Origin of the sequence: Dyadobacter sp. UC 10 (assembly GCF_008369915.1) — a bacterium.
Classification (GTDB): domain Bacteria; phylum Bacteroidota; class Bacteroidia; order Cytophagales; family Spirosomataceae; genus Dyadobacter.
In genome coordinates this window covers 1,786,222-1,810,829 of sequence record NZ_VSRN01000001.1, presented here as the reverse complement: position 1 = coordinate 1,810,829, position 24,608 = coordinate 1,786,222, and the positions used below count along the sequence as shown (strand labels likewise).

Genomic DNA, 24,608 nt, shown 5'->3' with positions numbered 1-24,608 from the left:
AACTAAAACAAAAACACGATGAGAACGACTGCAACGAAAATTTTTGTTTGGCTTTTTTTAATAGCGACGCTATTCCTCAATAATGCGTGTAATAATGAGAAGACGAGCCCGACACCCCAATCACCTGCTCTGTTGACAGGAAATGAAAGATTGCTGTTGGCGTCTACATTTGCAAGCGGAGTGAGAGACATAAAGTATAATGCCGAAAAACAGCCCGAAGAATTCGTGGCCTCTGGAATGAAAGTGAAAGTTGAATATACCAAAAGCAAAGTGAGCTATTCATATTATGGAAAACAATTGCTGGCGAAAAAAGTATATGCCAGGGATGGAGAATTGGTGACTAACCTATCAGAGTTCAGCTACTTTGGAGAATCCGAGCAAAAAGCTTTTGCTACGTCATTCACATACGAGGGTGGGAAGGTTATAAAGGAGGTGATTACATTCGAGGACAAACCATTCGCGAACCACCAATACACTTATGATAATGCTCATGAGAACATTTCAGTTGCAAAAACGTATGATCATAGTGGCAATCTTCTTACAACTACGACTTACGAATACACTGATAAGTTAGACAAATCGGGCTCTCACAATGAATGGCACATAGCGGTAGACGGAACACTATTTCCTAAAAAGGCAAAGTACCTCGTGAAAAAGGCAACAACAGAAGACCATTTTGAAAAGACAAAAACGACAATCGATTACGAATACGAGCTGGACACCTCGGGGTATGTGTTGAGTGGAAAGGGCACGAGAGATAGCGGTTCGGTATTCAAGTGGAGCAACACCTGGCAGTAAGGGTCGAGTGATCTACTTAAAACAAATATAGCCCCGTCAGTCCGAGCTGGCGGGGATTTGTGTTTATATGCGAGTCCGGATTTTATGGGTAAGATATCAGATAAAGCGGATAGAGTGGAACAGGTGTATTATAATTTTGTTAACTTACTGTTAGGCGGAAAGATAGTGGTCTTGTCAAAGTACCGGTATATTTTTTTAATTTTGCATTTATCTAACATTAGTAATCATTGTTACCCACATAAATTAGAAGAGAGTGGATATTTTCGAGAAACTGCGCAACAACTCTGGTCCGATTGGAACTCCGGCAAAAATGCTGAATAGCCATCACTATTTTTCATTTCCTATGCTGGAAGGAGAATTGGGCCCGCGCATGAGGTTCATGGGACGTGAAGTATTGAACTGGAGTCTGAACAATTATTTAGGTCTTGCAAACCACCCTGAAGTAAGAGAAGCAGATACAGCTGCAACCGCAAAATGGGGCCTGGCTTATCCGATGGGGGCAAGAATGATGTCGGGGAATTCAGTCCTGCACGAAACTTTTGAGAAGGAACTCGCTGAGTTCGTCGGAAAAAAAGATGCTTTCCTCTTGAATTATGGCTACCAGGGAATCATGTCTGCCATCGAGTGTTTGTGCGATCACAGGGATGTAATTGTTTACGATGCCGAATCTCATGCATGCCTGATCGACGGTATCCGCCTTCACAAAGCCAAGCTTGGAGAGTACTACAAGTTTAACCACAACGATATGGTTAGTCTTGAAAAGAACCTGATCCGCGCGACTAAGTTAGCCAATGAAAAAGGCGGAGGCGTACTGGTTATCACCGAAGGCGTTTTCGGTATGTCCGGTAAAGTGGGTGATCTCAAGGCGATCGTTGAGCTGAAAAAGAAATATGATTTCCGTTTGATGGTTGACGATGCGCACGGTTTTGGCACAATGGGCGAAACCGGCGCAGGGGTTGGCGAGCTGCTGGGCGTCCAGAAAGAAGTCGACCTTTACTTCTCCACTTTTGCCAAATCAATGGCGGCGATCGGCGCATTCATCGCTTCTGATGATCCCGAAATTATCATGTTCCTGAAATATAATATGCGGTCACAAACCTACGCCAAGGCGCTTCCGATGCCTTATGTGGAAGGTTGCCGCAAACGTTTGGATATGATCAAAAAGATGCCTGAACTGCGGTCCAAGCTTTGGGAAAATGTAAAGGCAATGCAGGATGGGCTGCGTAGCCGCGGTTTCAATATCGGAGAAACTGAATCACCGGTGACGCCTGTTTTCCTGCACAGCGAAGGCGGCGTTCCCGAAGTCACAAGAATGGTACGTGACCTGCGTGAAAATATGGGTGTGTTCTGCTCAATCGTAGTTTATCCCGTGGTTCCAAAGGGTCAGATCATGCTGAGGATTATCCCGACAGCCGCTCATACGCTCGAAGATGTGGAATATACTTTAAATGCATTTACCAGTTTGGCGGAAAAACTTAAGAACCGGGTCTACCAACAAGATGACATTCAGGTAGGCGTGGAATAATTAAAATATGCGTTATTTGCTTTCAGGGGGCTTTTTTCTAAAAAGCCCCCTTTTTTTGTGGGAATGTGTGAAAATTTTAGTTAGCTGTAACTGTCTGATTAATAGCATGTTAAATATTTGCAATTAACTAATTGTATTTTGCGAGTGTTTTTTTTTGTTTTTTGGGTTGCGAAAATACTTTTAATTACTAAATTTCGGTCAAAACATGCGTTTTTAGCGTGTTTGAGGCATTTTAAACTAAAAAACAAAAAGACATGGCACGATTCGATGAAGTTAAAGATCTGATCCTTTCACTTGAAGGTGATTTCGATAAGTTTTACAACAAAGACAATCAAGCTGCTGGTACCCGCGTTCGTAAGGGTATGCAGGATCTCAAAACGCTGGCTCAGGACATTCGTGCAGAAGTTCAGAACAAAAAGAACGCTGGCGAATAGTTAAGCACACAGAAAATTTTTTAAGCCCGGGCTTTTCAGTCCGGGCTTAGTGTTTTCAGAACTTCTCTTTATTGATCATAGAGGCTATTCCCTTGGTGGTAATCTTATTGGTAGTCGCGTCCACGATCTCGGTGGAAATCTCGGCAATATGCTTTTCCGAATTGATAGACTGGATTTTAAATACCGCTTTATAATCCGTATCTACAAACATCGGCCTGAGAAACTCAAGAGTCTGCTTTACATAGATCGAACCAAAACCCGGGAACTGGGTGCCGAGTACTTTGGTAAATACGGTAGCCCCAAGCATCCCGTGGATGATCGGCCGTTTAAAGGCTGTGGTGGCGGCATATTCGGCGTCGAGGTGAATAGGATTGTTGTCGCCGGTTAGGTCGGCAAAACGCTGTACTTCCTCCTGGGAGATTTTAAACGGATATTCGAACGAAGCGCCAACGATAGGTTCTATTTTCATATTTATCTTAATTACGGGATTGCTCAGAACTCAAAATAAGACCAATTCACCGACTGATCCAAGCTGAGTGGATGTAAAACAAAAGAAGCCGCCTGATAGGCGACTTCCCTGCTGAAAGCTATATAATTTTACTCTTCAGTTTCCTCCGTCAGAACTGCACCTTCGACCTCCGTAATTTTGGCGGCCCTGGCGTTGTTTCGTTTATTTTTGAACTTTTTAACCTGCATTTTCAGCGTATCGATGGCGAGGTCGGTAGCTTCCTCAAATGTAGTCCCCTGCTCCCTCACAAACATTGTCCCACCCGGAACGTATAGTTTAACTTCAAGCAATTTGGTATGCGCCTTTGCATTCTCACTTTTATCGAGCTTAAGAAATACCTCTCCACTAGTTATTCGATCATAAAATGTATCCAATTTATCTAACTTCTGCTGAATGAAATTCAGCAATTTAGGGTCGGCATCAAAATGAATTGCTTGCATCTGCAGTCTCATAAGCACATTGTTTTAATGGTAAAACATATCTGTTAACTGCTAGAAAAACTGAAAAATCCTGACTCACTCAACTTGGAATTTTTATAAAAAATGGATATTCCGCGTCTCAAACCGGCACTCATATTTCCCTAACATTATTTTAAGTAAGGCAAATATTAAGCCAATGTCAAGAAAAAAGGAATTGTTTTTAGATATATTTCTTAAAGTGAAAATTGACCTCATTATCTGGTCAGGCTTCTTCCAAAAGTGTCCTGAAAGACACATATTTGCCATTGAAAAGAGAATGATGCCGCTCCTGAAAATCTGCCTGGAAGCTGGTTTGATAGGCGAGGAAATCCTCCATCGTTCGAAACGTAAATTGCGTAGTATAAGTCGCTCCTTCGTTCTCAATCTCAGTAAGTAGCCTCAGAAGTTTACATTCCAGCGGCAGCTTCGTTGCGAGGATTTCGGGAATGTGGATGCCCTTCATGTAACTCAGCCACTCGTTTTCAGCCTCATAACTGATATTAACAGTGATATTGTAAATAATCATAAATTTAAACTTGTTAAATGGGGTGCAAATATCAGGCTTATATTTCACAATCGATTCTCTTTCATGGTCGTGTATTGAATTTGGGGGATGGTCGTTTGTGAGTTACATTTGCGGGCCTACTTATTCACCATAACCCGTTATTTCACAATGAACATTTTGATACGAGCGCACTCAGGTCTCCGGTATGTTGTCCTGGCGCTGCTGTTGGCGGCCATTTTTATCGCTTATTCTAATTGGCGGAAAAATTCGCAGGAAGACAGTAAAGTTTATCTTTTCGCAATGATAGCGGCACATACGCAAATGCTGATCGGACTGATCCTGTATGTAATGAGCCCCAAAGTGAATTTTGATCTGATAGGCGAGAAGGTATTCCGGTTCTTTTCCATCGAGCATATTTTTATGATGCTCATCGCTATGGTCCTGATTACGATCGGTCGGTCGAGGTCTAAGAAACTGGTGGGAGCCGACAAGCACCGTACCGTACTGTACTTTTACACGATGGGCCTGATCATCATTCTGGTTGCGATTCCCTGGCCTTTCAGGAATCTGGGAAACGGCTGGTTTTAATTAGCGACTCAATCGGCAATCGGCTTTCAGCTTTACTGAATCAGCCGATTGCCGATATAAAGGCTAAAAGTCAATAGCTAATAGTGGATTACCCAAAGAGGTCGCTCGACAAATACCGGTCGCCCCGGTCGCAGATAATACAGACAATCACACCCTCTTCAAGCTCTTTTGCCAGCTCAACTGCTGCCCAGGTGGCGCCCCCGCTGCTCATGCCAGCAAATATAGCTTCTTCTCTTGCCAGCTTCCTCGTCGTCTGGGCGGCGTTTTCCTGAGTTACTTCGATTACCCGATCTACCCGGTCGCGTTCAAAAATCCTGGGAAGGTATTCCTGCGGCCACTTCCGTATGCCCGGAATGCTGGAACCGTCCGTAGGCTGGCAGCCCACAATCTGGATGGCATTGTTTTTTTCTTTTAGATATCTTGACACGCCCATAATCGTACCGGTAGTACCCATGGACGATACAAAATGAGTTATTTGTTCCCGGGTATCCTGATAAATCTCGGGTCCGGTGGTCCGGTAGTGGGCTTTCCAGTTGTCGGGATTCGCAAACTGGTTGAGCATGAAGTAATCACCGGTAGACGCTTTTTCCTCTGCCAGGTCACGCGAGGTTTCCATGTTAGCAGCCAGGATAACCTTTGCTCCGAAAGCCTCCATGGTAAGCACACGCTCGCGGGTAGAACTTTCGGGCATAATCAGCTCAATTTCCAGGTCGAAGAGCCGGGCTATCATCGCCAGGGCGATTCCAGTATTACCGCTGGTAGCCTCTACCAGCTTTGTACCTGATCGGACTTCTCCGCGCTCCAGCGCACCTTGTATCATGCTATAAGCCGCCCGATCCTTTACGCTGCCGCCAGGGTTATTACCTTCGAGCTTCCCGAAGATCTTTACTTTGGGATTTGGATTGATTCGCTTTAATTCAACCAATGGGGTATTACCTACCAGATCAAGAAGTGAAGACATTAGATTTTATTCTTTGTTACTGATTTAACATACCCTATATCACGGCGTACTTGAAAAAAAACCGAGGGTACCTACCAGAAAAGAAACTATGGAACTGCTGTGGTTACCTCCTGGAACGGTTGTAAGCTGTACATCAGCCCCTAGGCCTTTCATTGTATTGTATGCTTTCTCGGAATTAAAATAAAAAACCAGCTGGTCGTTGTCTCCGTGAAAAAGTCTTAAAGGTGTTTTAGGCTTCCAGTTATAAACATCGTTATCTCCGATCGCGTCTATGAAACCTTTATCAACACCATCATTTAATGCTTTTTTGAAAGAATCATTCAAAATGGAATCAAAACTCCGGTCTATCCGAACATTCGCTCCCGACTTTGCGATCTCCGTCGCAAAAGGTTCTTTGAAATAATAAGAAGCGGGGCGGTCGAGTTTATAAATGCGATCATAAGTCAGCAGGACCCATAAATAAGAGAAGTTATAGGAAGCAACGCCGTGCGTTTTGTTATTAATGATATATTTCATAAACGCAGTTTTGTCATAAGCGCCTGCGCCACAACTCGATGCCCGGAGGTTAAACTCGCCGGAAGCTTCTTCCTCAATCTTCTTTTGCAAAGACATGGTCGCATATCCTCCTTCCGAATATCCGGCAATGTATAGTTTTTCATTCCACTCTACTTCATCCTGATCCCGTAAGAACTCTTTGGCGGCCCGCAGCATGTCCAGAGAAGCAGAGGCCAGGCTCGCGCGGTGTTCGTAAGGATGCGGCAGATCTTTCGAGTCACCGTAACCAATGTAGTCGGGATAAGCGATAATATAGCCCATTGAACCAAATAGTGCGCCGAAAGATGCGGCCTCGGAATTTTCGGCGAAATTGGAAGGTGCTGAAATATCTTCCCTGATAGTACCGTGCTGTACACTGATCATTGAAGCAGGCTGGTCGGTATCGGGAAGGATAAGCGCGCCGGATGCAGTAATATCCGTTCCGTCCGTGTTTTTCGTTTTATAAGAAATTTTATAAACCTTAATCCCTGTCTTTACATAGCCGCCCAGTGCAGCATTGATCCCATTTGCCCGCTGCATTATCTGCTCGCGTGAAAGCGTAGTTATATCCTCGCTACGGAGCAGAAATTGATCTTCCTCTTCTTCCGGTGTTACCTGCGGTTTTTCATTATTGCAGGCGTTGAGCGCTAGCAAACACCAGAAAAGCAGGTAAACGGTACTTTTCTTAAAGCTTAGATTTACAACTTGTTGCATAGGTAAGTAAAAGGTGAGCGTTTAAATTTTGCCCATATACCAGCTGATCATCCTGGCAGTGGCATCGGGACGCTCTACCATTCCCATGTGGCCGGCTTCTGCCAGGATAAACGGATAACTTCGGTTAGGAAATTCAGACAAAGTAATCAGGCTTTCGAAAGGGATCAGCTTGTCCTGCATTCCTATTATAAAAAGTACAGGAAATGGAAGCGCTTTTAAGACGGCTGTCCGGTCGGGGCGATTGATCATTGCCGTAATCCCTGCGATCAGTGCGTCGGCTGGGAGTTTCGAGAAATATTTGATATGCGCTTCGAGCCTGTCAGGGAACAGTTCCTTATACCGCTCACCAAACATGTTCGGGGCAGTATTTTTAATAAATGTTTCCGTTCCCTTATTTCTTAATAATTCAATGGCCTGGGTTCGCTGCACTTTCTTTGCCTCATCGTCTGCGTAAGCTGTCGAATGGAACAAGCCAAAACCTTCCAGCATCCCCTGGTATTTTTCGGCAAATGCAAGTGCAATGTATCCACCCATAGAATGGCCGATGAGCGTACACTTCTGAATATTGGCATTCGTTAAAAAACGGTGCAGTTCGTCCGCGTAATCTTCAACCGACTGACAAAAAGTAAAGAGTGAAATATTCGGCCTTACAATTGTAAAGTATTCGTTAATAGTGGCGTCAACATAGTCCCAGATCGTATCGTCTGCGCCATGACCATGCAACAATACCAAGGTTTTCCGGTGTAGATTCATATATACAGGCTTTCATTGTTGAGAACTAATTCGCCTAAATATACATAAACCTGACGCTAATAGCGGCTTCACCTGGCAACTTTCGCCATTTCTTCTTCCCTTAATGCCCTCCTCAATATCTTGCCCACATTGGTTTTGGGTAGCTCTGTGCGGAATTCGATCTGCTTGGGACGCTTATAGCCGGTGAGATTTTCGCGGCAATAGTCCCTTACGATTTCTTCTGTTAAATTAGGGTCCTTCTTCACAATATAAACCTTGACCATCTCGCCGGATTTGTCATCAGGAATTCCTACACAGGCTACTTCCAGGACGCCCGGGCACTGAGAGATCACTCCTTCAATTTCATTTGGATACACATTGAACCCGGAAACCAGGATCATGTCTTTTTTTCGATCAACGATTTTGAAAAAACCATCGGGATCCTCGATGCCGATATCGCCTGTCTTGAACCAACGGCCGCTTTGATCTTCAAAAATGACTTTTACAGTTTCGTCCGGCCTATTGTAATAGCCAAGCATAATTTGTGGCCCTTTTGCACATATTTCGCCTTTTTCGCCAACCGTTGCCCAGGTTTCGTCATCGTTAAGGATCCGCATTTCAGTGCTTGGAAATGGCAGGCCGATCGTTCCCTGTTTGTGACGGCCATTGAGGGGATTAACCGACAACACGGGAGAGGTTTCGGACAATCCGTATCCTTCCACAAGCGGGCAGCCTGTTGTTTTTTCCCAACGTTCGGCTACCACTTTCTGTAACGCCATTCCGCCGGCAATGGTGATTTTAAGTTCGCTGAAATCTATCGTAGCAAAGTCAGGATTGTTGAGCAAGCCGTTAAAAAGCGTATTCAGGCCAGGGAAAATATGAAAACTGAACTTTTTAAGTTCCTTGACGAACGCGGGAATGTCTTTCGGATTCGTGATCAAAACATTTAATGCTCCCCATTTAATGCCACATAATCCATTGATAGTCATTGCAAAAACGTGATATAACGGCAGCGCCGCGATCAATGTCAACTGATTGGAAGCTGGCGATTGACGCATTTTCGACATTAGCCACTCGTTAATACCTTCCACATTGGCGATCAGGTTCCGGTGGGTTAGCATAGCGCCTTTTGACACGCCGGTTGTGCCGCCGGTGTATTGGATGAAAGCGATATCGAGCCCCGATACATTTGGTCGCTTGTAGGTAAGGCCTGCCCCATTGGAAATAGTACTGTTGAAGCTGGTGGCGTTTGGGATACGGTATTTCGGGACCATTTTCTTAACATACCTGACCACTGCATTTACGACAAGCCGTTTTGGGAAGCCAAGCAGATCACCAATTTCAGTTATTATGACATGCTGTATATTGGTGTTTTCAATAACCTTTTCAAGGTTCTGCGCGAAGTTGGCCAGTATTACGATTGCCTTGGCCCCCGAATCCTTGAACTGGTGCTGCATCTCCCGGCAAGTATACAATGGATTGGTATTCACTATGACAAGGCCCGCTCTCAATGCACCCATCATCACGACCGGATATTGCAGCAGATTAGGCATTTGAATGGCGATCCGGTCACCCTGCTGCAAGCCGACATTTTGCAGATAGGCTGCGAAGTTTCTGGAAAGCTCGTCCAGTTTGCCGAATGTGATCGCCTTGCCCATATTTGTATAGGCTGGTTTTTCAGCGTTTTGCCGGAAGCTTATTTCCATCATTTCAACGAGTGAGGAATAGGCTTCGGGGTTTATTTCGAATGGTATGCCTTCCGGATAATTTTTAAACCAGGAAAACGAATCCTTTGAGAACTCAATCATAGTAGTAGGGCTAAGGGTTTCAGAACTGTGTTCGATGTTTAAAGTAAATAATTAAGCCAAAACTTTATTATTACAATGCAATTATTTTCGAACACATTTTAAACGGAAAGCGGCAAACCCATATTATCTACGTGAGAGCTCCCATCGCCATAGCAACCCTTCCTCAGGATCGCTAACGTCCTCTGTCTGAGAAAAGCCGATTTTTTCGAGCAGGTGCGCGGAGGCATTTTCCTCCGCCAATGTGTGCGCCATAACCTTCAAAACGCCGGGCTGGCGAAAGGCATGATCAAGAAGCCCCTTTGCAGTTTCGGTGCCGAGACCTCTTCCCCGGTGTGACGGCATAATTTCATAACCGATCTCCACCGTACCATTCGAATCAGGCTCGCCTTTGAATCCGCAAGATCCGATCAGTTGATTGTCAGGTTTGTAAATAATCAGGTAAACCCACCAGTTTCGAAGAGGAGGATGCGCTTTCCAGCGGTGGTAGGAGGGAGTAAACGTATCGCGAAATTCAGTCCATTTTTTTGGGACATTCACGCCCATTACCCTGGCGAGTGTATTGTTGCCCATGCGGATCGCATCAAAAAGGGTATCGTCGCAGGGTACTATTCTTAAATTAGGGGTCTCAATCATGCTAGTGGATATCGACCCCTAATTTAGGAAACTATGAATTGTTTTCGTCGAAACGATCCGTAATTGCTTTTCTGATTGCCTGGTGCGGCCGCATTCCTGTGCTTTTAGTTCTGGAAACGGCGCGGTCGGCCGAAGAGTTGGAGCGGGCGCGCAGCGCTAAGTTGGAAACCGTCAGGTGACTGTCCCGCCACGAATCATACTCTTCCTCGCTCATCACATCGCGGCTGACCTTACCGTGTGCATAACCGTCGCCAAATGACTGGATTCTGCTGTCGGTAAGTGTGTTTTTACGTTCTTCTTCCAGATTCTCAATTTCCGTGCGGATCCTGGCTTCCTCCTCACGCAGCTGTTCCAGCTTTGGCAAAAATGCCAGGTCATTTTCCAGAATGCTTTTCTGCGTCATATGCAGGTTAAGCTGCTCCTGAAGTGGCTCCATTTGTTTCAAAATTCTTTTTCTGCGTCTTCTCAACCGGCCAAGTTTTGGATCTATTTGCAGCCATCGGTACCAGAATCCCTGCAAAACCGGCAGCGCCATTCCAAGCGAGACGGCTCCTGCGACAGCAAAAAGTACGCCGCTAAGTACAAATGAAAGTAATGCCCAGGGACTGTTAACCAGGTCCATATTCAATTGATCCGAATTCCGGAGCGCGTTTTCGATTTTGTTAGTTAGCTCCGGGCTACTGATCGGTGCGCCTGTCATGGGATCCACTGCATTCAGTTGCAGGTTTTTTACCGATTTATTGATCGCCTCTTTCAATTTATCCGTCCGGTAAGCTTCATACCGGAACCAGCCGAGAATAACCAGCGTCACAATCGCAAAAATCGATAAGGTCAGTTTAAAGCCGGCATATCTCGACCTGGCTTTTGGTGAATCATCTCTGTGATAAGGTTCTTCTACAAGCCTGTCATATGCAGGTTTTAGTAAAATCGACAGCATCGCCAAACCGATCGCAAAGGCCCAGGCTTCGTTAGAATTCCTGATATTAAGTGCATAGGCTACGATTTCATGCGAAATGATCAGGTCGCCGGCTATGAATGAAATACCGGCAGCCAGAAATATAAGACCCGCGACAAGAGAGTAGGAAGGCGCTTTTTCAGCTCTTTTCTCCCTCAATTCTTCCGATTGTATATCAATGTCCGTGACCGATCTTTCCAGATCTTTCATTTGCCTCGCTACCCCGTTCAGGGCCATGATCTCGGTCTGCAGCTTATCGTAAGCTACCTTGTGCTGTTGTTGCGTTTCCTGAGTTTTTGTTCGGAGGGAAGAGAGTTCTTCGTTCTTGTCTCCCAGTCGTTCGCGGATCCAGTCGTGGTTGACGTCACTGGATAAATATGCTTCATAAACCTGGCGGTCAATTCCCTCGATACCACGGGTATATCCGTGCTGGTAATCGCCGTTTTCGTTTGGATTTTGCTCGTTCATGACCTGTTATTTTGATTGATCAGGTGAGAAATGGATAAAAAATCAGGCCCCGGCCTGGTAAGACCGGGCTGCTTTTCTTCGAAATATTATTTAATGCCCTTTTGAATCAGGTTAAGCTGGCGGGTAGTTAGCTCGTTTTTCATGCGGCGGGCTAGAAAAAACTCACTTTCGAAGAGTTTGATCAGCATATCGCGTTTTGCAAAAAGCCGGTCACGCTCCGTTTCGGAAGCGCTTTGTTCACGGAGAACCTGCCACTTTTTGACCCTTAATTCATCAATTTCCTCCTGAAGTACCAGGCAGTCGGACTCCCAGCTGGAAGTATTATCCTTGAAATCCTGGCGGTCGTTCCTGATATTCAGCCAACTCTGCAGGTCGTTCCGCAGCACAGTGATGTTACTGAGCAGCAGTTTTCCCGCAAAAAGGAAGAGGAAGAAAACGAATATGAAAAGGGCAAATGCCTGCCACCACGTTTGGTGTGTGATCACATTTGCAAACACAAACAGCGCGGCCGCGAAAGGCAAGCCTATTTCTTCCAATAAAGATTTCCAGGAAACCTTTGAATCCGTATCATGGAAAAGCGAAATGCGGCCAAACAGGCTGAACATACCAGCCAGAAAAACGCCCAGTGCGATCCAGGAGTTATCATTGAAAACCGGCTTTAAAGATTCCCTGATCAGGAAAAAGTTACCAATGCACATCGCAATGCATAGAGTAATTCCTATAAGTGTCCTGGGTAAATGGTGTTCACCGGCAAGCTTGTCAGCCGGTTTTTTTAATTTCTCCTGCAACTCTTCGATCCGGTTATTTTTTTGACCGATGAACAGGTTCAGTTCCTGGATCCGCTCATTTTGCTGTTCAATATTTGCATTATGTTCAGCTGCGAGATTTGAAAAGTACTTTTGGATTATATCGGTTTTCTCGTGCGGATCAGACTCTGACAAGCCGAACAAAACACCTTCGTCACGAAGCATATCTTCGTCTTCCAGCCAATAAGGAATAGTTACCTCAACCCTCGGCAATTCTCTTCCTTGCTGGTCTGGCTGAGAATCAGGATACTGCGTAGGCGCCGGTTTTGCCTCAGCAATTAGGGCTGGGTTTTCAATAGAAGAAACAGCAGTGGAGGTAGGAATCGGATTCGTTTCGACGGTTTCATCGTCGTAGTACTGGTTTTCGTCGGACTCTTTTGCCCGGAACCAGCTCGCAATGTACTCAGTGAATTTGGCCATAGATTTTCATGGGTTAGCCTGCGATTATCCATGAAAACAGGGAAACTCACTAGATTATTGTGATGACCGGCATTTATAAACCTTAACCTGCTAGTAACTAGGACATTTCGAACATTTGCTTCAATGCCTGCCATAGTTTTTTCTTCAAATCACGATTTTCTTCTATAACCACCAGCGGATCAGCCAGCAGGAACCAGATGCCGTCGATATTCTTTGGTGTATAGGGTGCAAGCAACAGGTCGAGGTGGAGCTTGATCAGGGGTACGCCGAATGTGATAAAGAAGTTTGTTTTTTTCTCCGAAAACACCTTCCGCGCGTCCTGGCCCGGCAAAAAGCTGAAATTTAAAATATCCGCATGATCCGTGGAATTCCCGACCGCTTTGAGGATATTATCCAAAAAGAGCGCCTCGGAAGCAAGCATATTTTCTTGTTTCTGCTCGTCGATCAGGATCAATATCTGATGCTTTAGTCCTGGGAAATCCAGTGGGGCAGGTGTAGGCGGAGTTGGTGCCGGCCTGGCAATAGCAGGACTTGCCGGTAATGAAGGCCTGGGCTCAGCTGGGGGAGGCTTAACTGCCTCTGTTACCGCGGCTTTTTCTGCTGGCTCAGGTTCTGCGGATGCCGGAGCGTGCGCATGAGTCATATCTGCCGGCAGATGAAAGAGCGTTTCATGCTGGTAAAGGATTTGAAACAATGCAGAAGAGCTCATCGATTTTCAGCTTAAAGTTTGCCCACAGAATAGTCCTGGACTTTCCATACTCCCAGGCGTTTTTTCCTGGCCTGTATTTCCAGGTTGGCGTATTCGGTACTTGTTGAGTATTTCTTGAAATGCACCGCAAGTCCTTTTTTTACGAGTTCTTTATTCAAAACCCGACCGTCGGGCAGGATCACTTCTCCAAGAAGCCGACCGTATTTATCAAAATTACCTGCATGGCGGACCTGTACGGTCTTCCGGAAGGAGTTGTCGCTCGTGAACTGCTTGGCTACTTTGTAAAATGGCTGGCCCCTTTCTGGGGAATTTACGTGCAATAGTCTGATCCTGATGGGTTTTCCGCTCCGTCGTCCGGCTTTATTACCACTATATATGAATTTCAGTTCAATCGTATCCCCGTCTTGAATTCCGATCACCTCTGCGCGCAGCGGGTTCGGTAACCCGGGTTGCTGAATGTAAGAATCCCCGGAATGTGAGTTGTTGACAAAGGCAGTTACTGCGAAAAAGCAGATCAGGAACGACAGTTTCCCGAGGGTTAATTTAAAAAAAGAGTGCACGCGTTTTACTAAAAAGTAGATGTAAAATTCAGGATTAAGTTAGCGAAACCTACTGTTGCAGCTTATACCACTTGATATTTGTTAACGGTATACGTCGCGTAGAAGTGATCGTAGGGCCGTAATTTTTTTCGAGATAATCCAGCACCGGCTTCTCGGTTTCGCCCAGGTCCCAGAGGTTATGGTTTTTTTGCATCCACCGGATTTTTTGCTTCCAGCCGTCACGCGTGAACCGGTTTTGCAGGATCAGCTTCGAGTTGTGACAGGTTGTACACTGCGCCTTCACCAGGTACAGATTTTCGTCATTGATAAGGCCGGTTTCCTGATCTTTTTTCAATGTATCCGATTTTGTCAATACAAAGGAACGCTCGTCGACAGCTTCATTTACATTAGGGCTGAATGAAAAAAGGAGTATTCCGATACCTGTTAAAAAAATCGACAATAGTCTCATGATGTAGCTTTTAACCAACTTTCACCGCAATTCTTTCGCAAGCATTATTCAGGTAGCCACCCGGATTCCAGGCCGGAATTACCATAGGCTGCGCATTTCCCTTTGAGTCGGTCGCTTTTGCCCAGACTTCATAGTATCCGTTGGACGGGAATTTAATGTTCGCATTCCAATGCTGCCAGGCCAGGCGATTAACTGGCGCTTCCAGTTTACATTCCTGCCAGGTCGAACCAAAATCGATAGATACCTCCACTTTCTTCACCGAAAGATCTCCCGCCCAGGCGTGCCCGCGCAAAGCCAGCTCTTTGTCCGGTGCAATCATTGCACCTGTTTTTGGGAACGTGATCAGCGATTTTACAGGCATTGAACCGATAATGCGAAAATACTGGTCTGTCTGCGGTACATCTTCTCCCGGCGCAACCGGGCTTTTCGGCATTCTGTAACTGTGCCCTTCCATTTTTGCTCCATCATGCACCTTGTTCCTGACGGAAATGCGGCTCAGCCATTTACCTGAAACGGAAGCCGGCCATCCACCAATCACCAGCCTGAGCGGATACCCGTGAAATTCGGGAATATCCTTTCCATTGAGCTCCCAGGCCACCAATGTTTCGTTTTCCAGTGCTTTTTCGATAGGTACCCCGCGCGAGATCGGCTCTTTTTTAGGATCCCGGCTAAGGTGCTGATCTTTCCCGTGGTAACCAATGTAAACCGCATCGTCTTTAATACCTGCATCAGCCAATATATCTTTCAAGCGCACACCGGTCCACGATGCACAATGAACCGCGCCCTGGCCCCACTGGTTTCCAGAAGCCTGCGGTTGAAAACCTGAACGACCGTTGCCGCCACATTCCAGAACGAGCTGGTATGTATAGGTTTTAAATTTCTTCTTGAGTTCGGCGAGTGTATAGGTTTTTGGTGCTTTTACCGACTCTCCGTCGATAGTAAGTGTCCATGCACTCACATCCACCTTTTCCGGAACAAGCCCGTTATTGCGGATAAACATTTTCTCGACCGGTGTGATCTTATCATCCAGCAAATGTACCGGTGATTCGACATTCCAGGGTTTGTCCCCCTGCACGATCATCTCCGCGTTTTTACCTTTTAATGCATCATTTTCGTCCCACCGAGGCGTTACATTTCCCTCCGGCATTTTGTCCGCAAATACCATTCGACTGCCCAATGCAGTACCGAGCACAGTTAAGCCACTCTTCTTTAAAAAACCTCTTCTATTGAAATCAGGGTTCATTTCGGATTCAGGAATAAATTCTGGTTTAATAGCCAAATTTAAATATTCCGCACTGGTTAACTAGCTGAAATGACAATTAAAGCCAAATTTAAACGAAAAGAGGCCACCGTCAGGTAGCCTCTCGAAGTCAAGCATAGTGCGTCGGAACACTTCGAACTTACTGTCACATACAAAGTGCATGTATATGTCCAACAGGGGAAGAATTTACTTTAACCTTTTATAAATGGTCCTGCAATAGCCAGTACCGCCTCTTTTGTCAAAGGTTCATCGAAAGCTTCTGTAATTGCTGCATCTGATTTTGAAGCCAGTCCTTTCAGATCTTTTCCGCCTTGCGTCATATTGTCTTCGCCGGCATAGATGGCAGGAACTGCACCTTCTTTTCCGGTAATCCATCCTTTCATAGCCGCAGTTCCGGTTACTGTTGCAGCTAATCTGCGTACCACCGCTGCGTGACGGGCTTCAACCGAGTGGACCTGCAATGCGTATTCCAGAATCTGGGGGTCACCCATTAATGCGCCTGCCTGGCCTTTGTAGGCACGTACACCGGTATCTTCCAATGCGCTTGAAACGGTTACAAAGGTTTTGTAATTAGTAAAAACATCTGAAAAAGCGCCGTTGTATCTGAAGTCAAATGTTGGCTTCGGAATAGCTTTCGCACCCAGTGCTTTTACCAGAAATGCAACGTGCTGCGTTTCGTGTTTGCCGATTTGGGTGAAAATCGTTTTATCCGTTGCAGGAATCAATCCCGCAGCCGCATTGCCTGCTTTGTAAAACTCATCTTCCAGGTACTCAAGTGTCAATGCATAATTCAATACCTCCACTGCACCTGCCGACTGCGCAAATGCTTTGTTAACAATGCTCGCGAAGGCAGTCGGAACTGCAACGGATGCCAGCCTTGTGCCTACTTTGTTCATAAAATGACGGCGGGTAGCATATTCAAGCCTGCCGAGTGCATCTCCGTCGATCTTCTGAAAACTGTCAATTATTTTAAATATATCCATGATTTTTGATTCGAATTAAGTGGGAAGATTATTTACCGACGTTGGCGCCATTGATCGTTTCTTTTACGAATCCCTTTACCGCAGCCAGGATATCAGCAGGCGCGATCGCCTTATCCATTCCGTTGGCGTCGAGGATATCGTCGCCGGCAAAGTCAGCCGACTTTGGATTAATCAGATCCCTGATAACTGCCGCATGACGGGCCTCCACCGATACAATCTTGCCTGCCAATAACAAATTACCACCGTCTTTAAGCAACTTTCCGGCTCCATTATAAGCGGCAACCCCGGTATCTTCGAACAATTTTGCGGCTCCAAGCACCGCCTCTTTCTTGGTAAAGTCGATGCTCGAGAAATTGGGGGTAAGACCTTTAATGGCCTTATCGCCCAACGCTGCTTTGAAAAAGTCTCTGTGAACTATTTCGTGGTCGCGGATATCCGTAAGAATCGTTTTTTCTGCGTCTGTCATTCCTGCATAAGGTGTGGTGATGACCTGGGAATAAAATGCAGCTTCAAGTTGTTCCAGCGCATATGCATAGTTGAGGACACCAGTATCGGCGGAGCCAAGATCCACAGTATCGCCTGTGCCTGGCATAGGATCCGGATCGTCGTCTTTGCACGCTGTTGTAAGTGCAATCGTTCCCAGTGAAGTTGCAATACCTGCTGCACGAAGAAACGAGCGCCTGTTTACCGGCGAGGTTTCTGCTTCTTTTTTACCCGAATCAGTGTCTGGTTTCAATAGTTTGTTCATAGCTTCAAAGGTTATTGAGCTCTTTCGTCCATCGAAAGATGTTTGCAGAGACCTACGCCATCAAAAATACTTTAGATCAAACCGATGAAGAAAAGTGGCAAGCTGTGAAGGATTGGAAGAGGGGTAACAAACAAAAAGAGTCTATTTCTAGACTCTTGATGCTTTCAGACTAACCGATGATAATCTCAATAACGTTGAGTAAATAATATCATTTAAAATATTCAATTTATGAATGTATAGTGCTAAGATTTTGAGGTGTTAGTAGTGGTTGTACTACAACAATGTCGACGACTTCGACGCAAATATAGGTGATTATGCATCGTTTCAAATATTAAAATTCAAAATATTTTTAATAACTTAAATGACGTTATATTAACATATCATTTGGCAGAGAAGGCGTTTTTCCTTGAAAAATTGGGTGTATCGTGTGACAGCTTGTTCACTTTCTCCACACAGTGAAATCGAAAAATGCGTGGTAAAGGTTTTTTTTGAGCAATGGATGTCCTTCTTTTGCCAGGACTTTAAAGGCATGATTTCTTCAATACTATTCGTTCAAACATTAGACACAATGATGCGAAAGCTCTTTTTTGCAACCATATTAACAACGCTCGCGACAGGTTATCTGCCATCGCAGCGCCTTTATGCAGCGAATGTTTTGATTAGTATTGCCCAGCAGGAGAAGGTGGCCGTACGGCCGGAAGATCTGCCCGAGCCGGTCAAATCGGCCCTGGCAAATGATGGTTATGCCGACTGGAAAGTCGCTGGTGCTTACCTGGTTACAAAGGAAAATAACTCACAATACTATGAGATTAATCTTAAAAAAGGAGATGAGTCTTCCACAGTGAATCTCGATAAGTATGGCCGGAAAGTCGATTAAGGGTTTTCTGAAGTAATTTTACGCTGACCATAATTAAAAGCCGGGCACTCTCCGGCTTTTTGACTGTAGATTTTATAATTTTGTATTTCTCCTCTCGTTAGTAAGCTATTTATTTTTGACCTATAAAACATCCCATGGCTCATCTGCTCCTCGTTGAAGACGATACAACTTTCTCTAAACTGTTGACCAATTTTCTTGGTAAACATGGGCATCAGGTTAAAGTTTGTTCGAATCTGAAAGAGGCCAGAGAAATACTCGACAAAGATCCGGACGGTCCGTTCGATGTATTGATGCTGGACTATCGCCTGCCTGATGGGAATTCTGTCGATTTTCTCAAAACACTTCGTAGTGAAGGAAACAGAACGGCGGCTTTTATCATGACCAGTTTCCACGATGTGCGGACAGCGGTTACTGCGATGCAGATTGGCGCATTTGATTACATTACCAAACCCGTTAATCCGGAAGAACTGCTCATGGTCTTGAGAGAGGCACTGAATAAGGGAGAGGTAACCAGCGTAAAGGCGGCTCCAAAACCCAGAGGCAGCTCGAAGGTAGATGCACAGTCGCTGGATTACATTGAAGGTAAAAGTAAAATTTCAAAACAGCTTTACGAATATGTACGTTTAGTGGCACCGACAGATATGTCTGTGATTATTCAGGGTGAAAGTGGAACGGGAAAAGAACATGTTGCCAAATCAATCCACAAGCTGAGCAAGCGCAGCAGCGGACCATTTGTCGCCATTGATTGTGGTTCTCTATCGAAAGAGCTTGCCGCGAGCGAACTTTTCGGACATAAAAAAGGGGCCTTTACCGGGGCGCTGCAAGATAAAATCGGCCAGTTTGAAGCGGCTGACGGAGGCACTTTATTCCTTGACGAAATAGGGAACCTTGGCTACGATGTTCAGATCAAATTGCTTCGTGCGCTGCAGGAGCGTATTATTGTTCCGATTGGCAGTACACAGCAGGTGAGGGTAGATGTTAGGCTCATCGCCGCTACCAATGAAGACCTGATTTCAAGTGCAGCTGCCGGCGATTTCAGGGATGACCTTTACCACAGATTAAATGAATTTAAAATAGAGGTTCCACCTCTTCGGAAAAGGGGCGAAGACCTGGGCATTTTCATTCAACATTTTGTAGATAAGGCGAATAGCGAGCTGGACAGAAATGTGCGGGAACTTTCGAAGGATGTAATGGACATCTTTATGAAATATGATTGGCCCGGTAACCTTCGTGAGCTTAATAATGTGATTAAAAGGCTTGTACTGTTATCGAAAGAAGAAGTTGCTACTTCTGCCGCTCTGCCAGCCGAAATGATAACGGCTATGGAAGATACCCAAAAACCTGCCGGGTCGGATCTGAAAGCGTTACAGGAAACGCACGAAAAGGAGATGATCGAAAAAGTGCTACAGGAGGTGCGGTACAATAAGAGTAAAGCAGCCAAACTACTTAATATTGACAGGAAAACCCTCTATTACAAAATCGAAAAGTATCACATCGAGTAGGCAAGCGCTTTGCCTTCGATCTGCTCGATGACGCCACGGGCGCTCTGTGTAACCTGTTTCATTTCGGCAAGAGAGACTTGTGCAGGATGTTCCCGTAACGCTAATTCAAAGTTTCTAAACCGGGCCGAAAGATCCCGGGCGCCAATCTGACCTGTCCGTCCGGCCATTCTGTGCATGATCTCCATAACTTTGTCAAGTTCTCCGGTTTCAAGGTGAAGTTCAAGTGCATCCACATCGTTTCGGGAGTCCTTTACGAATTGATCTAAAATTTCGCGCATTAACCCCTCGTCTCCGAAAGTCATTTGATCGAGCATGGTAAAATCCAGCTCTTCCTGCTGCGGCTCGACAATTGCAATAACGTCAGGCGAAGAGTACGATTCCAGCAGTTCCAGAAGCTCTTTTGAATGGAAAGGCTTCATGAGATAGCCATCAAATCCTAAGCTAAGCAGGTTTGCGCGCTCCTCCGGCAAAGCCTGGGCTGTGAGGACAAATACCTTGACATCATGTCCCGCAATCTTTCGGATGCGCTTGCAAAGCTCTGCACCGTTCATGCCCGACATACGCATATCCGTCAGTACGAATTTCACCTGATGATCCCAGGGCCTGCTCAGTACTTCCTCTGCCGACGAGAATGAATTATGCGGAATGCCGTTCATTTCGAGAACGGAGGAGCACCATTTCAGAATAAAAGTATCATCGTCAACAAGCCAGACCTTGCCGGCTATCTGATAATTTCTTTCGGGAGCTTCCTCTGCCAATTCCAGTGCTTCAGCTTTTTTCATACTGGTGGTGACAAAAAAAGTCGTGCCCTGACCGGGGCTGCTCTTGACACGAATATTTCCACCCATACCCTCTATAAGCGCTTTTACGATGGTCAAACCCAGTCCTGTACCTCCAAATCGTCTCGAAATGGAGGAATCGGCTTGCTCAAACTGGTTAAATATCCGTTGTACCTGCTCGGGAGACAATCCGATCCCAGTGTCGGTCACAGTGTATTCAACCTGAACATTGTTGTCTAATTCAACACTGCTGACTTTCAGCACAACTTCGCCTGTGTCTGTAAATTTGATCGCATTGGTGAGCAGATTATAAAGTACCTGCCTCAATCTGAAAGGATCGCCGCAGAGGTACAAATTGGGCGCCAAATTATTTTCGAGTCTTAAAATAAGGTTTTTGGTTGAAGCATTAGGCTTCAAAACCTGTATCACTTCATTAAGTAAAGGATTGATCGCAAAGACCCGCTCTTCAAAAGTGAACCGGTCGGAGATGATACGGCTGTAATCCAACACTTCATTAACGAGGTATAACAGGTGTTCAGATGCCGAATAAAGTGTTTCGAGATCCTGTTTTTTAGGTTTGTCAACTTTCTTCAGCGCCTCCGTATAGCCAATGATCGATTGGAGAGGCGTTCGGATTTCGTGGCTCATATTAGACAAAAACCGCTGTTTAGCCATACTGTGGTATTCCGCCTCTTCTTTTGCTTCTTCAAGCTGGCTGCGGTATGCATTGCTCTTTGTGATATCGGCGAAAATAAGATAAGCGAGTAAAGCCGTGAGGAAGAAAAAACCCAGCATCACCCATTGCAGCATATCCACACTTTTAGTGACCATATTGTTGGCCTGGTAGCTGTCCCGGTTGGATTGGCTCAATACTTCACTTTCCACCTCCTGCATTACATTAAGGAGTTGGTTTACAAGTGAGTTACCTGCTGTCGCCAGTTCTTTTTCTTTATCCACAAAACTTGTCGTCCGGATCTTCTGTGCCTTTTCGATCGCGTGAACAGCTTCGTCCACTTTTTCGATCGTACTGTCTTCCTGAGCGACCGTAATCGTGTCAACCTGTACATTAACTTCCTGTTTCTGAACAACTTTATTCGGTTGAGGTTGCGCTTTCTTTGCTTTTTTATTCCCACCGAAGACCCTGTTGAAAAATCCTTTCTTCGCCGCCGCTTTTTGTACTGAATCGGGGACCTCCGTGTAAATGGTGGTTGTAGTCGTCCTCTTTTCAGTTTTAACTACCGTACTATCCGGTTTAAGTTTGGTAGTAATCAGCCCTGAAATATTTTTGACCTCGTCTTCAAGTGTTTTGGTGTTGACAAGTTTGGATCTGACAGTTACGTAATTGCCATAAATCTTTTCCCTTTTACGGAGGATCTTTTTCATGGAATCGATCCGGATGATCTGTAAATCATCACCAATACTCATATCGCTCAGGGAGTCCAGCGTAGCGACAAGTTCAACGGATTTGGCGAGCACCTGTTCTTTATGTTCTTCGTCGCTTACTTTTCGCGCATTCTGCAAATGGTCGAGCTGCAGAATATTTTTGAAGATCTTGTTAACCAGCCGTAATTTATCGTTTGGCGTAGAAATCATTTCTACCCGGCCAAGAATTTCCTTAAAAGCCAGATTACTGATCAGCCACGAAGCACCCAATGCGATAGATGCCACGAAAAAACCGAGAAAAATTTTGCCTTTAACAGATTTCAAGAAGGACGGGTCGCGTAAAGTGGACATAGCAGACTATCAGTATTCAATGTTAACTAACGCATTTCGGCAACTAAAACGTGCAATTGAAACGCATCTGTCTGATATAGAGCGTGAATATAATGATTTTGAATAAAGAAATGAGGGCAAAAACGTAGAAAGGTTGCCCGTGAAACAGGCAACCTTTTCAAACTTGATCAGTAATATAAATGCTTTTTATTTCGCAAGAGAGTTAATCCAGGCTGCGATCTTCATCGCGTCGGCCTTCGGAACCTGTGGCATTGGAGGCATTGGAGTTGCATAATCCGGCCAGTTTTCAGGCTTTGGATTGTAGATCAGATCCACGATCTTTTCATTGGTGTACTTGCGTTTTGCAACATCCAGATAAGACGGTCCAACTACCTTTTTGTCGGTTGTGTGACAAGCCAGGCAAGTATTTCTTTGCAAGATCGGTTTTACCTCCTCAAAGGTCGGCGCTTTCGCTACGCCGCCTTTCGTGCCGGTGGCTGGTTTATCTTTTCCATCGGGAGAAACGTGTTCTTTTTCTGTAGCTGTTGAAACAGAAGCCGAAGCATTGCCGGAACGGGTCCCTCCAGAACGGGTAGTTTTCAGTTCAGATACTTTCAGTTTTTCGCCGTCAGGAATATTATTTAACGTATAGTAAGCATCGGCATGTACAAGTGACCAGCTGTTTGTAGCCGCTCTTACCCCTTCCAGAGAGATCTTGTGAACGTAATACTGTTTCATTCCATCCAGCACAATGCGGACTTTCTTGTTGTCGTCAGAAACTTTCACGCCTGTGATTTTTACATCTTCCATATTAATAGGAGGACTTCCGTACACAGGGTAATGCTTGTACAGGTAGCTGCTTACTTTGTAAGAATCCAGATCTTCTGCCGATTTGCGATCCACAGGCATGGTGAACTCAATTTCAAAGCCATCAGGCTGTGCTTTTACAGTATACATTTCAAAAGGCATTTTGCCATTCCATACCAGACGCTGCAAACCCTGGTTAGCATCGCCGGCTGAACCCCAGCCGCGGTTTGTTTCTCCCACGAACATCGATCCGTCCTTGTCAAACGCCATTCTTAACACACCAGACTGGAATCCGCTGCGGAAACCAATGCTAGCACCCTGATATTCACCTTTTACTTTTTCCAAAACCACACGCATGATATTGCTCTGGCCCTGATCGCCCACAAAAACCTGGCCGGTAAATGGACCGAATCCGCCCTTTGTATCGTCCAGGATCAGCTCGGAAGTAGATACTCCGTGCACACCGTAAGGAAGCCAAACAGCCGGCAGCTGAACCATATCATATTTTTCCTTCAACTGATATAAAAACTGGGGTGTTTCGTTCATCGTGTTCTCTGGCTTGATCGCACGTCCGTTTGCGTCTTTGTGCTGGCGGTTATCTCTTTCGGCAAAAAATTGCTTTTCAGTCAGCTTAACAGGTGAGTTGGGAAGTCCGGCCCATTTCAAACCGGCCGGGTGACCCATGAATCCGCCTTTTTTAACCTGGAAAATCGCGCCGGTTCCCATCCAGTCACCCTGGTTGTCGGTATAGAACAGCTCGCCGTTCAGCATGCTGATACCTGCCGGGGAGCGAACTCCCGTTGCATAGGGTTCGTATTTGCCATCATTGGTAATGTGGAAAATCCAGCCTCTGGTAGGCACGCGGCTTTCGCCTCTCCACCATTCTTCATCTCCGAATGCAACGTTACCACTTACATAAAAGCTTCCGTCCGGTGCCAGTTTTGGTCCAAAAGAGTATTCGTGATAGTGGCCTGAAAGTGGCCATTGGTAAACGGTTTCGTAAACGTCCGCTTTTCCGTCGCCATTTTTGTCGATCAGTTTGGTCAGCTCGCCGCGTTGTGCGCAATAGAGTGCACCTTCCTTGTATGCAAGTCCGAGGATCTCATGCAAGCCCGTCGCGAACTTCCTGAAAAAAGGCGTGCGGCTCGTCGGGTTATCCACGATCCAAACTTCGCCACGGCGGGTTGAGATTGCCAGTGAGCCGTTTGGCATCATGGTCAGTCCACCTACTTCCAGGATAATACCTTCCGGAATAGGTGGGGTAATGATTTTGTAAAAATCTTCTTCTTTGGGCGACTCCTGCGCTTTAAGCACAGTAAGTGTAGCCAAGAAAATGAATGCTATCTGAATTAATTTTTTCATTATCAACAAGGT

24 protein-coding genes are annotated in these 24,608 nt (G+C 45.5%); 6 read left to right on the top strand and 18 right to left on the bottom strand.

Annotation, left to right across the window (positions count from 1 at the left end):
* Positions 1-18 precede the first annotated feature (18 nt).
* The 3 genes from FXO21_RS07215 (at position 19) to FXO21_RS07205 (ending at position 2,757) form a co-directional block, all read left to right on the top strand.
* Positions 19-798 (top strand): hypothetical protein, encoded by a 780-nt coding sequence (locus FXO21_RS07215; protein WP_149639462.1) that lies wholly within the window; start codon positions 19-21, stop codon positions 796-798.
* A gap of 253 nt (positions 799-1,051) precedes the next feature.
* Positions 1,052-2,323, top strand: a complete 1,272-nt coding sequence (locus FXO21_RS07210; protein ID WP_149639461.1) for an aminotransferase class I/II-fold pyridoxal phosphate-dependent enzyme — start codon at positions 1,052-1,054, stop codon at positions 2,321-2,323.
* Between the two features lie 254 nt (positions 2,324-2,577).
* Positions 2,578-2,757, top strand: coding sequence for a histone H1 (locus tag FXO21_RS07205; RefSeq protein ID WP_149639460.1), 180 nt, complete (start codon positions 2,578-2,580; stop codon positions 2,755-2,757).
* Between the two features lie 55 nt (positions 2,758-2,812).
* Here the strand turns inward: FXO21_RS07205 and FXO21_RS07200 are convergent, their stop codons facing one another.
* The 3 genes from FXO21_RS07200 to FXO21_RS07190 form a co-directional block, all read right to left on the bottom strand.
* Positions 2,813-3,226: a MaoC family dehydratase gene (locus tag FXO21_RS07200; protein ID WP_149639459.1), complete on the bottom strand. Its 414-nt coding sequence runs from the start codon at positions 3,224-3,226 to the stop codon at positions 2,813-2,815.
* A gap of 128 nt (positions 3,227-3,354) precedes the next feature.
* A complete protein-coding gene (gene hpf / locus FXO21_RS07195; protein ID WP_149639458.1) occupies positions 3,355-3,717 on the bottom strand; it encodes a ribosome hibernation-promoting factor, HPF/YfiA family in 363 nt (120 codons plus the stop codon).
* 229 nt (positions 3,718-3,946) lie between these two features.
* The gene (locus FXO21_RS07190; RefSeq protein WP_149639457.1) at positions 3,947-4,249 is read right to left on the bottom strand and encodes a DUF4286 family protein; all 303 of its coding nucleotides are present in this window, start codon (positions 4,247-4,249) and stop codon (positions 3,947-3,949) included.
* Positions 4,250-4,396: 147 nt separating this feature from the next.
* Between FXO21_RS07190 and FXO21_RS07185 the strand changes: the two genes are divergently transcribed.
* Positions 4,397-4,816 carry a cytochrome B gene (locus tag FXO21_RS07185; protein WP_149639456.1) on the top strand — a complete coding sequence of 140 codons (420 nt, stop codon included), beginning with the start codon at positions 4,397-4,399 and terminating at the stop codon, positions 4,814-4,816.
* Between the two features lie 88 nt (positions 4,817-4,904).
* Here FXO21_RS07185 and cysM read toward each other — a convergent pair whose 3' ends face one another.
* From cysM to FXO21_RS07120, 13 genes are all read right to left on the bottom strand, one after another.
* On the bottom strand, positions 4,905-5,777 hold the full coding sequence (gene cysM, locus FXO21_RS07180; protein ID WP_149639455.1) for a cysteine synthase CysM: 873 nt from the start codon (positions 5,775-5,777) through the stop codon (positions 4,905-4,907).
* A 39-nt stretch (positions 5,778-5,816) separates the two neighbouring features.
* Complete coding sequence (locus FXO21_RS07175; protein WP_149639454.1) at positions 5,817-7,025, bottom strand: alpha/beta hydrolase family protein; 1,209 nt, start codon at positions 7,023-7,025, stop codon at positions 5,817-5,819.
* A 21-nt stretch (positions 7,026-7,046) separates the two neighbouring features.
* Positions 7,047-7,778 carry an alpha/beta fold hydrolase gene (locus FXO21_RS07170; RefSeq protein WP_149639453.1) on the bottom strand — a complete coding sequence of 244 codons (732 nt, stop codon included), beginning with the start codon at positions 7,776-7,778 and terminating at the stop codon, positions 7,047-7,049.
* A 68-nt stretch (positions 7,779-7,846) separates the two neighbouring features.
* Positions 7,847-9,565 (bottom strand): AMP-binding protein, encoded by a 1,719-nt coding sequence (locus tag FXO21_RS07165; protein WP_149639452.1) that lies wholly within the window; start codon positions 9,563-9,565, stop codon positions 7,847-7,849.
* 123 nt (positions 9,566-9,688) lie between these two features.
* Positions 9,689-10,198: a GNAT family N-acetyltransferase gene (locus FXO21_RS07160; protein WP_149639451.1), complete on the bottom strand. Its 510-nt coding sequence runs from the start codon at positions 10,196-10,198 to the stop codon at positions 9,689-9,691.
* 31 nt (positions 10,199-10,229) lie between these two features.
* Entirely contained in the window at positions 10,230-11,621 is a 1,392-nt protein-coding gene (locus tag FXO21_RS07155; RefSeq protein ID WP_149639450.1) for a hypothetical protein, read from the bottom strand.
* 86 nt (positions 11,622-11,707) lie between these two features.
* Positions 11,708-12,847 (bottom strand): hypothetical protein, encoded by a 1,140-nt coding sequence (locus FXO21_RS07150; RefSeq protein WP_149639449.1) that lies wholly within the window; start codon positions 12,845-12,847, stop codon positions 11,708-11,710.
* Between the two features lie 97 nt (positions 12,848-12,944).
* Positions 12,945-13,556 carry a hypothetical protein gene (locus tag FXO21_RS07145; RefSeq protein WP_149639448.1) on the bottom strand — a complete coding sequence of 204 codons (612 nt, stop codon included), beginning with the start codon at positions 13,554-13,556 and terminating at the stop codon, positions 12,945-12,947.
* An 11-nt stretch (positions 13,557-13,567) separates the two neighbouring features.
* The gene (locus tag FXO21_RS07140; protein ID WP_225865606.1) at positions 13,568-14,116 is read right to left on the bottom strand and encodes a thermonuclease family protein; all 549 of its coding nucleotides are present in this window, start codon (positions 14,114-14,116) and stop codon (positions 13,568-13,570) included.
* A 49-nt stretch (positions 14,117-14,165) separates the two neighbouring features.
* Complete coding sequence (locus tag FXO21_RS07135; protein WP_149639447.1) at positions 14,166-14,564, bottom strand: hypothetical protein; 399 nt, start codon at positions 14,562-14,564, stop codon at positions 14,166-14,168.
* Between the two features lie 10 nt (positions 14,565-14,574).
* A complete protein-coding gene (locus tag FXO21_RS07130; RefSeq protein ID WP_149643403.1) occupies positions 14,575-15,807 on the bottom strand; it encodes a sulfite oxidase in 1,233 nt (410 codons plus the stop codon).
* 209 nt (positions 15,808-16,016) lie between these two features.
* Positions 16,017-16,808, bottom strand: coding sequence for a ferritin-like domain-containing protein (locus tag FXO21_RS07125; RefSeq protein WP_149639446.1), 792 nt, complete (start codon positions 16,806-16,808; stop codon positions 16,017-16,019).
* A gap of 28 nt (positions 16,809-16,836) precedes the next feature.
* Positions 16,837-17,556: a ferritin-like domain-containing protein gene (locus tag FXO21_RS07120; protein ID WP_149639445.1), complete on the bottom strand. Its 720-nt coding sequence runs from the start codon at positions 17,554-17,556 to the stop codon at positions 16,837-16,839.
* A gap of 568 nt (positions 17,557-18,124) precedes the next feature.
* Between FXO21_RS07120 and FXO21_RS07115 the strand changes: the two genes are divergently transcribed.
* Positions 18,125-18,433 (top strand): hypothetical protein, encoded by a 309-nt coding sequence (locus FXO21_RS07115; RefSeq protein ID WP_192579177.1) that lies wholly within the window; start codon positions 18,125-18,127, stop codon positions 18,431-18,433.
* Positions 18,434-18,567: 134 nt separating this feature from the next.
* Positions 18,568-19,935, top strand: a complete 1,368-nt coding sequence (locus FXO21_RS07110; protein WP_149639444.1) for a sigma-54-dependent transcriptional regulator — start codon at positions 18,568-18,570, stop codon at positions 19,933-19,935.
* Here the strand turns inward: FXO21_RS07110 and FXO21_RS07105 are convergent.
* Together FXO21_RS07105 and FXO21_RS07100 are read right to left on the bottom strand one after the other, a co-directional pair.
* The gene (locus tag FXO21_RS07105) at positions 19,923-22,448 is read right to left on the bottom strand and encodes a hybrid sensor histidine kinase/response regulator (protein ID WP_149639443.1); all 2,526 of its coding nucleotides are present in this window, start codon (positions 22,446-22,448) and stop codon (positions 19,923-19,925) included. The genes FXO21_RS07110 and FXO21_RS07105 overlap by 13 nt on opposite strands.
* A gap of 186 nt (positions 22,449-22,634) precedes the next feature.
* Entirely contained in the window at positions 22,635-24,596 is a 1,962-nt protein-coding gene (locus tag FXO21_RS07100; RefSeq protein WP_149639442.1) for a c-type cytochrome, read from the bottom strand.
* Between the last annotated feature and the right edge of the window lie 12 nt (positions 24,597-24,608).

Excerpts from the sequence above, each read along its gene's own strand:
- FXO21_RS07120 (WP_149639445.1), bottom strand. The coding sequence starts at position 17,556 with ATGAACAAACTATTGAAACCAGACACTGATTCGGGTAAAAAAGAAGCA.
- FXO21_RS07215 (WP_149639462.1), top strand. The coding sequence starts at position 19 with ATGAGAACGACTGCAACGAAAATTTTTGTTTGGCTTTTTTTAATAGCG.
- FXO21_RS07125 (WP_149639446.1), bottom strand. The coding sequence starts at position 16,808 with ATGGATATATTTAAAATAATTGACAGTTTTCAGAAGATCGACGGAGAT.
- FXO21_RS07115 (WP_192579177.1), top strand. The coding sequence starts at position 18,125 with ATGATGCGAAAGCTCTTTTTTGCAACCATATTAACAACGCTCGCGACA.
- FXO21_RS07110 (WP_149639444.1), top strand. The coding sequence starts at position 18,568 with ATGGCTCATCTGCTCCTCGTTGAAGACGATACAACTTTCTCTAAACTG.
- FXO21_RS07145 (WP_149639448.1), bottom strand. The coding sequence starts at position 13,556 with ATGAGCTCTTCTGCATTGTTTCAAATCCTTTACCAGCATGAAACGCTC.
- FXO21_RS07205 (WP_149639460.1), top strand. The coding sequence starts at position 2,578 with ATGGCACGATTCGATGAAGTTAAAGATCTGATCCTTTCACTTGAAGGT.
- FXO21_RS07185 (WP_149639456.1), top strand. The coding sequence starts at position 4,397 with ATGAACATTTTGATACGAGCGCACTCAGGTCTCCGGTATGTTGTCCTG.
- hpf (WP_149639458.1), bottom strand. The coding sequence starts at position 3,717 with ATGAGACTGCAGATGCAAGCAATTCATTTTGATGCCGACCCTAAATTG.
- FXO21_RS07105 (WP_149639443.1), bottom strand. The coding sequence starts at position 22,448 with ATGTCCACTTTACGCGACCCGTCCTTCTTGAAATCTGTTAAAGGCAAA.
- FXO21_RS07190 (WP_149639457.1), bottom strand. The coding sequence starts at position 4,249 with ATGATTATTTACAATATCACTGTTAATATCAGTTATGAGGCTGAAAAC.
- FXO21_RS07135 (WP_149639447.1), bottom strand. The coding sequence starts at position 14,564 with ATGAGACTATTGTCGATTTTTTTAACAGGTATCGGAATACTCCTTTTT.
- FXO21_RS07100 (WP_149639442.1), bottom strand. The coding sequence starts at position 24,596 with ATGAAAAAATTAATTCAGATAGCATTCATTTTCTTGGCTACACTTACT.
- FXO21_RS07175 (WP_149639454.1), bottom strand. The coding sequence starts at position 7,025 with ATGCAACAAGTTGTAAATCTAAGCTTTAAGAAAAGTACCGTTTACCTG.
- cysM (WP_149639455.1), bottom strand. The coding sequence starts at position 5,777 with ATGTCTTCACTTCTTGATCTGGTAGGTAATACCCCATTGGTTGAATTA.
- FXO21_RS07165 (WP_149639452.1), bottom strand. The coding sequence starts at position 9,565 with ATGATTGAGTTCTCAAAGGATTCGTTTTCCTGGTTTAAAAATTATCCG.
- FXO21_RS07150 (WP_149639449.1), bottom strand. The coding sequence starts at position 12,847 with ATGGCCAAATTCACTGAGTACATTGCGAGCTGGTTCCGGGCAAAAGAG.
- FXO21_RS07200 (WP_149639459.1), bottom strand. The coding sequence starts at position 3,226 with ATGAAAATAGAACCTATCGTTGGCGCTTCGTTCGAATATCCGTTTAAA.
- FXO21_RS07155 (WP_149639450.1), bottom strand. The coding sequence starts at position 11,621 with ATGAACGAGCAAAATCCAAACGAAAACGGCGATTACCAGCACGGATAT.
- FXO21_RS07160 (WP_149639451.1), bottom strand. The coding sequence starts at position 10,198 with ATGATTGAGACCCCTAATTTAAGAATAGTACCCTGCGACGATACCCTT.
- FXO21_RS07170 (WP_149639453.1), bottom strand. The coding sequence starts at position 7,778 with ATGAATCTACACCGGAAAACCTTGGTATTGTTGCATGGTCATGGCGCA.
- FXO21_RS07130 (WP_149643403.1), bottom strand. The coding sequence starts at position 15,807 with ATGAACCCTGATTTCAATAGAAGAGGTTTTTTAAAGAAGAGTGGCTTA.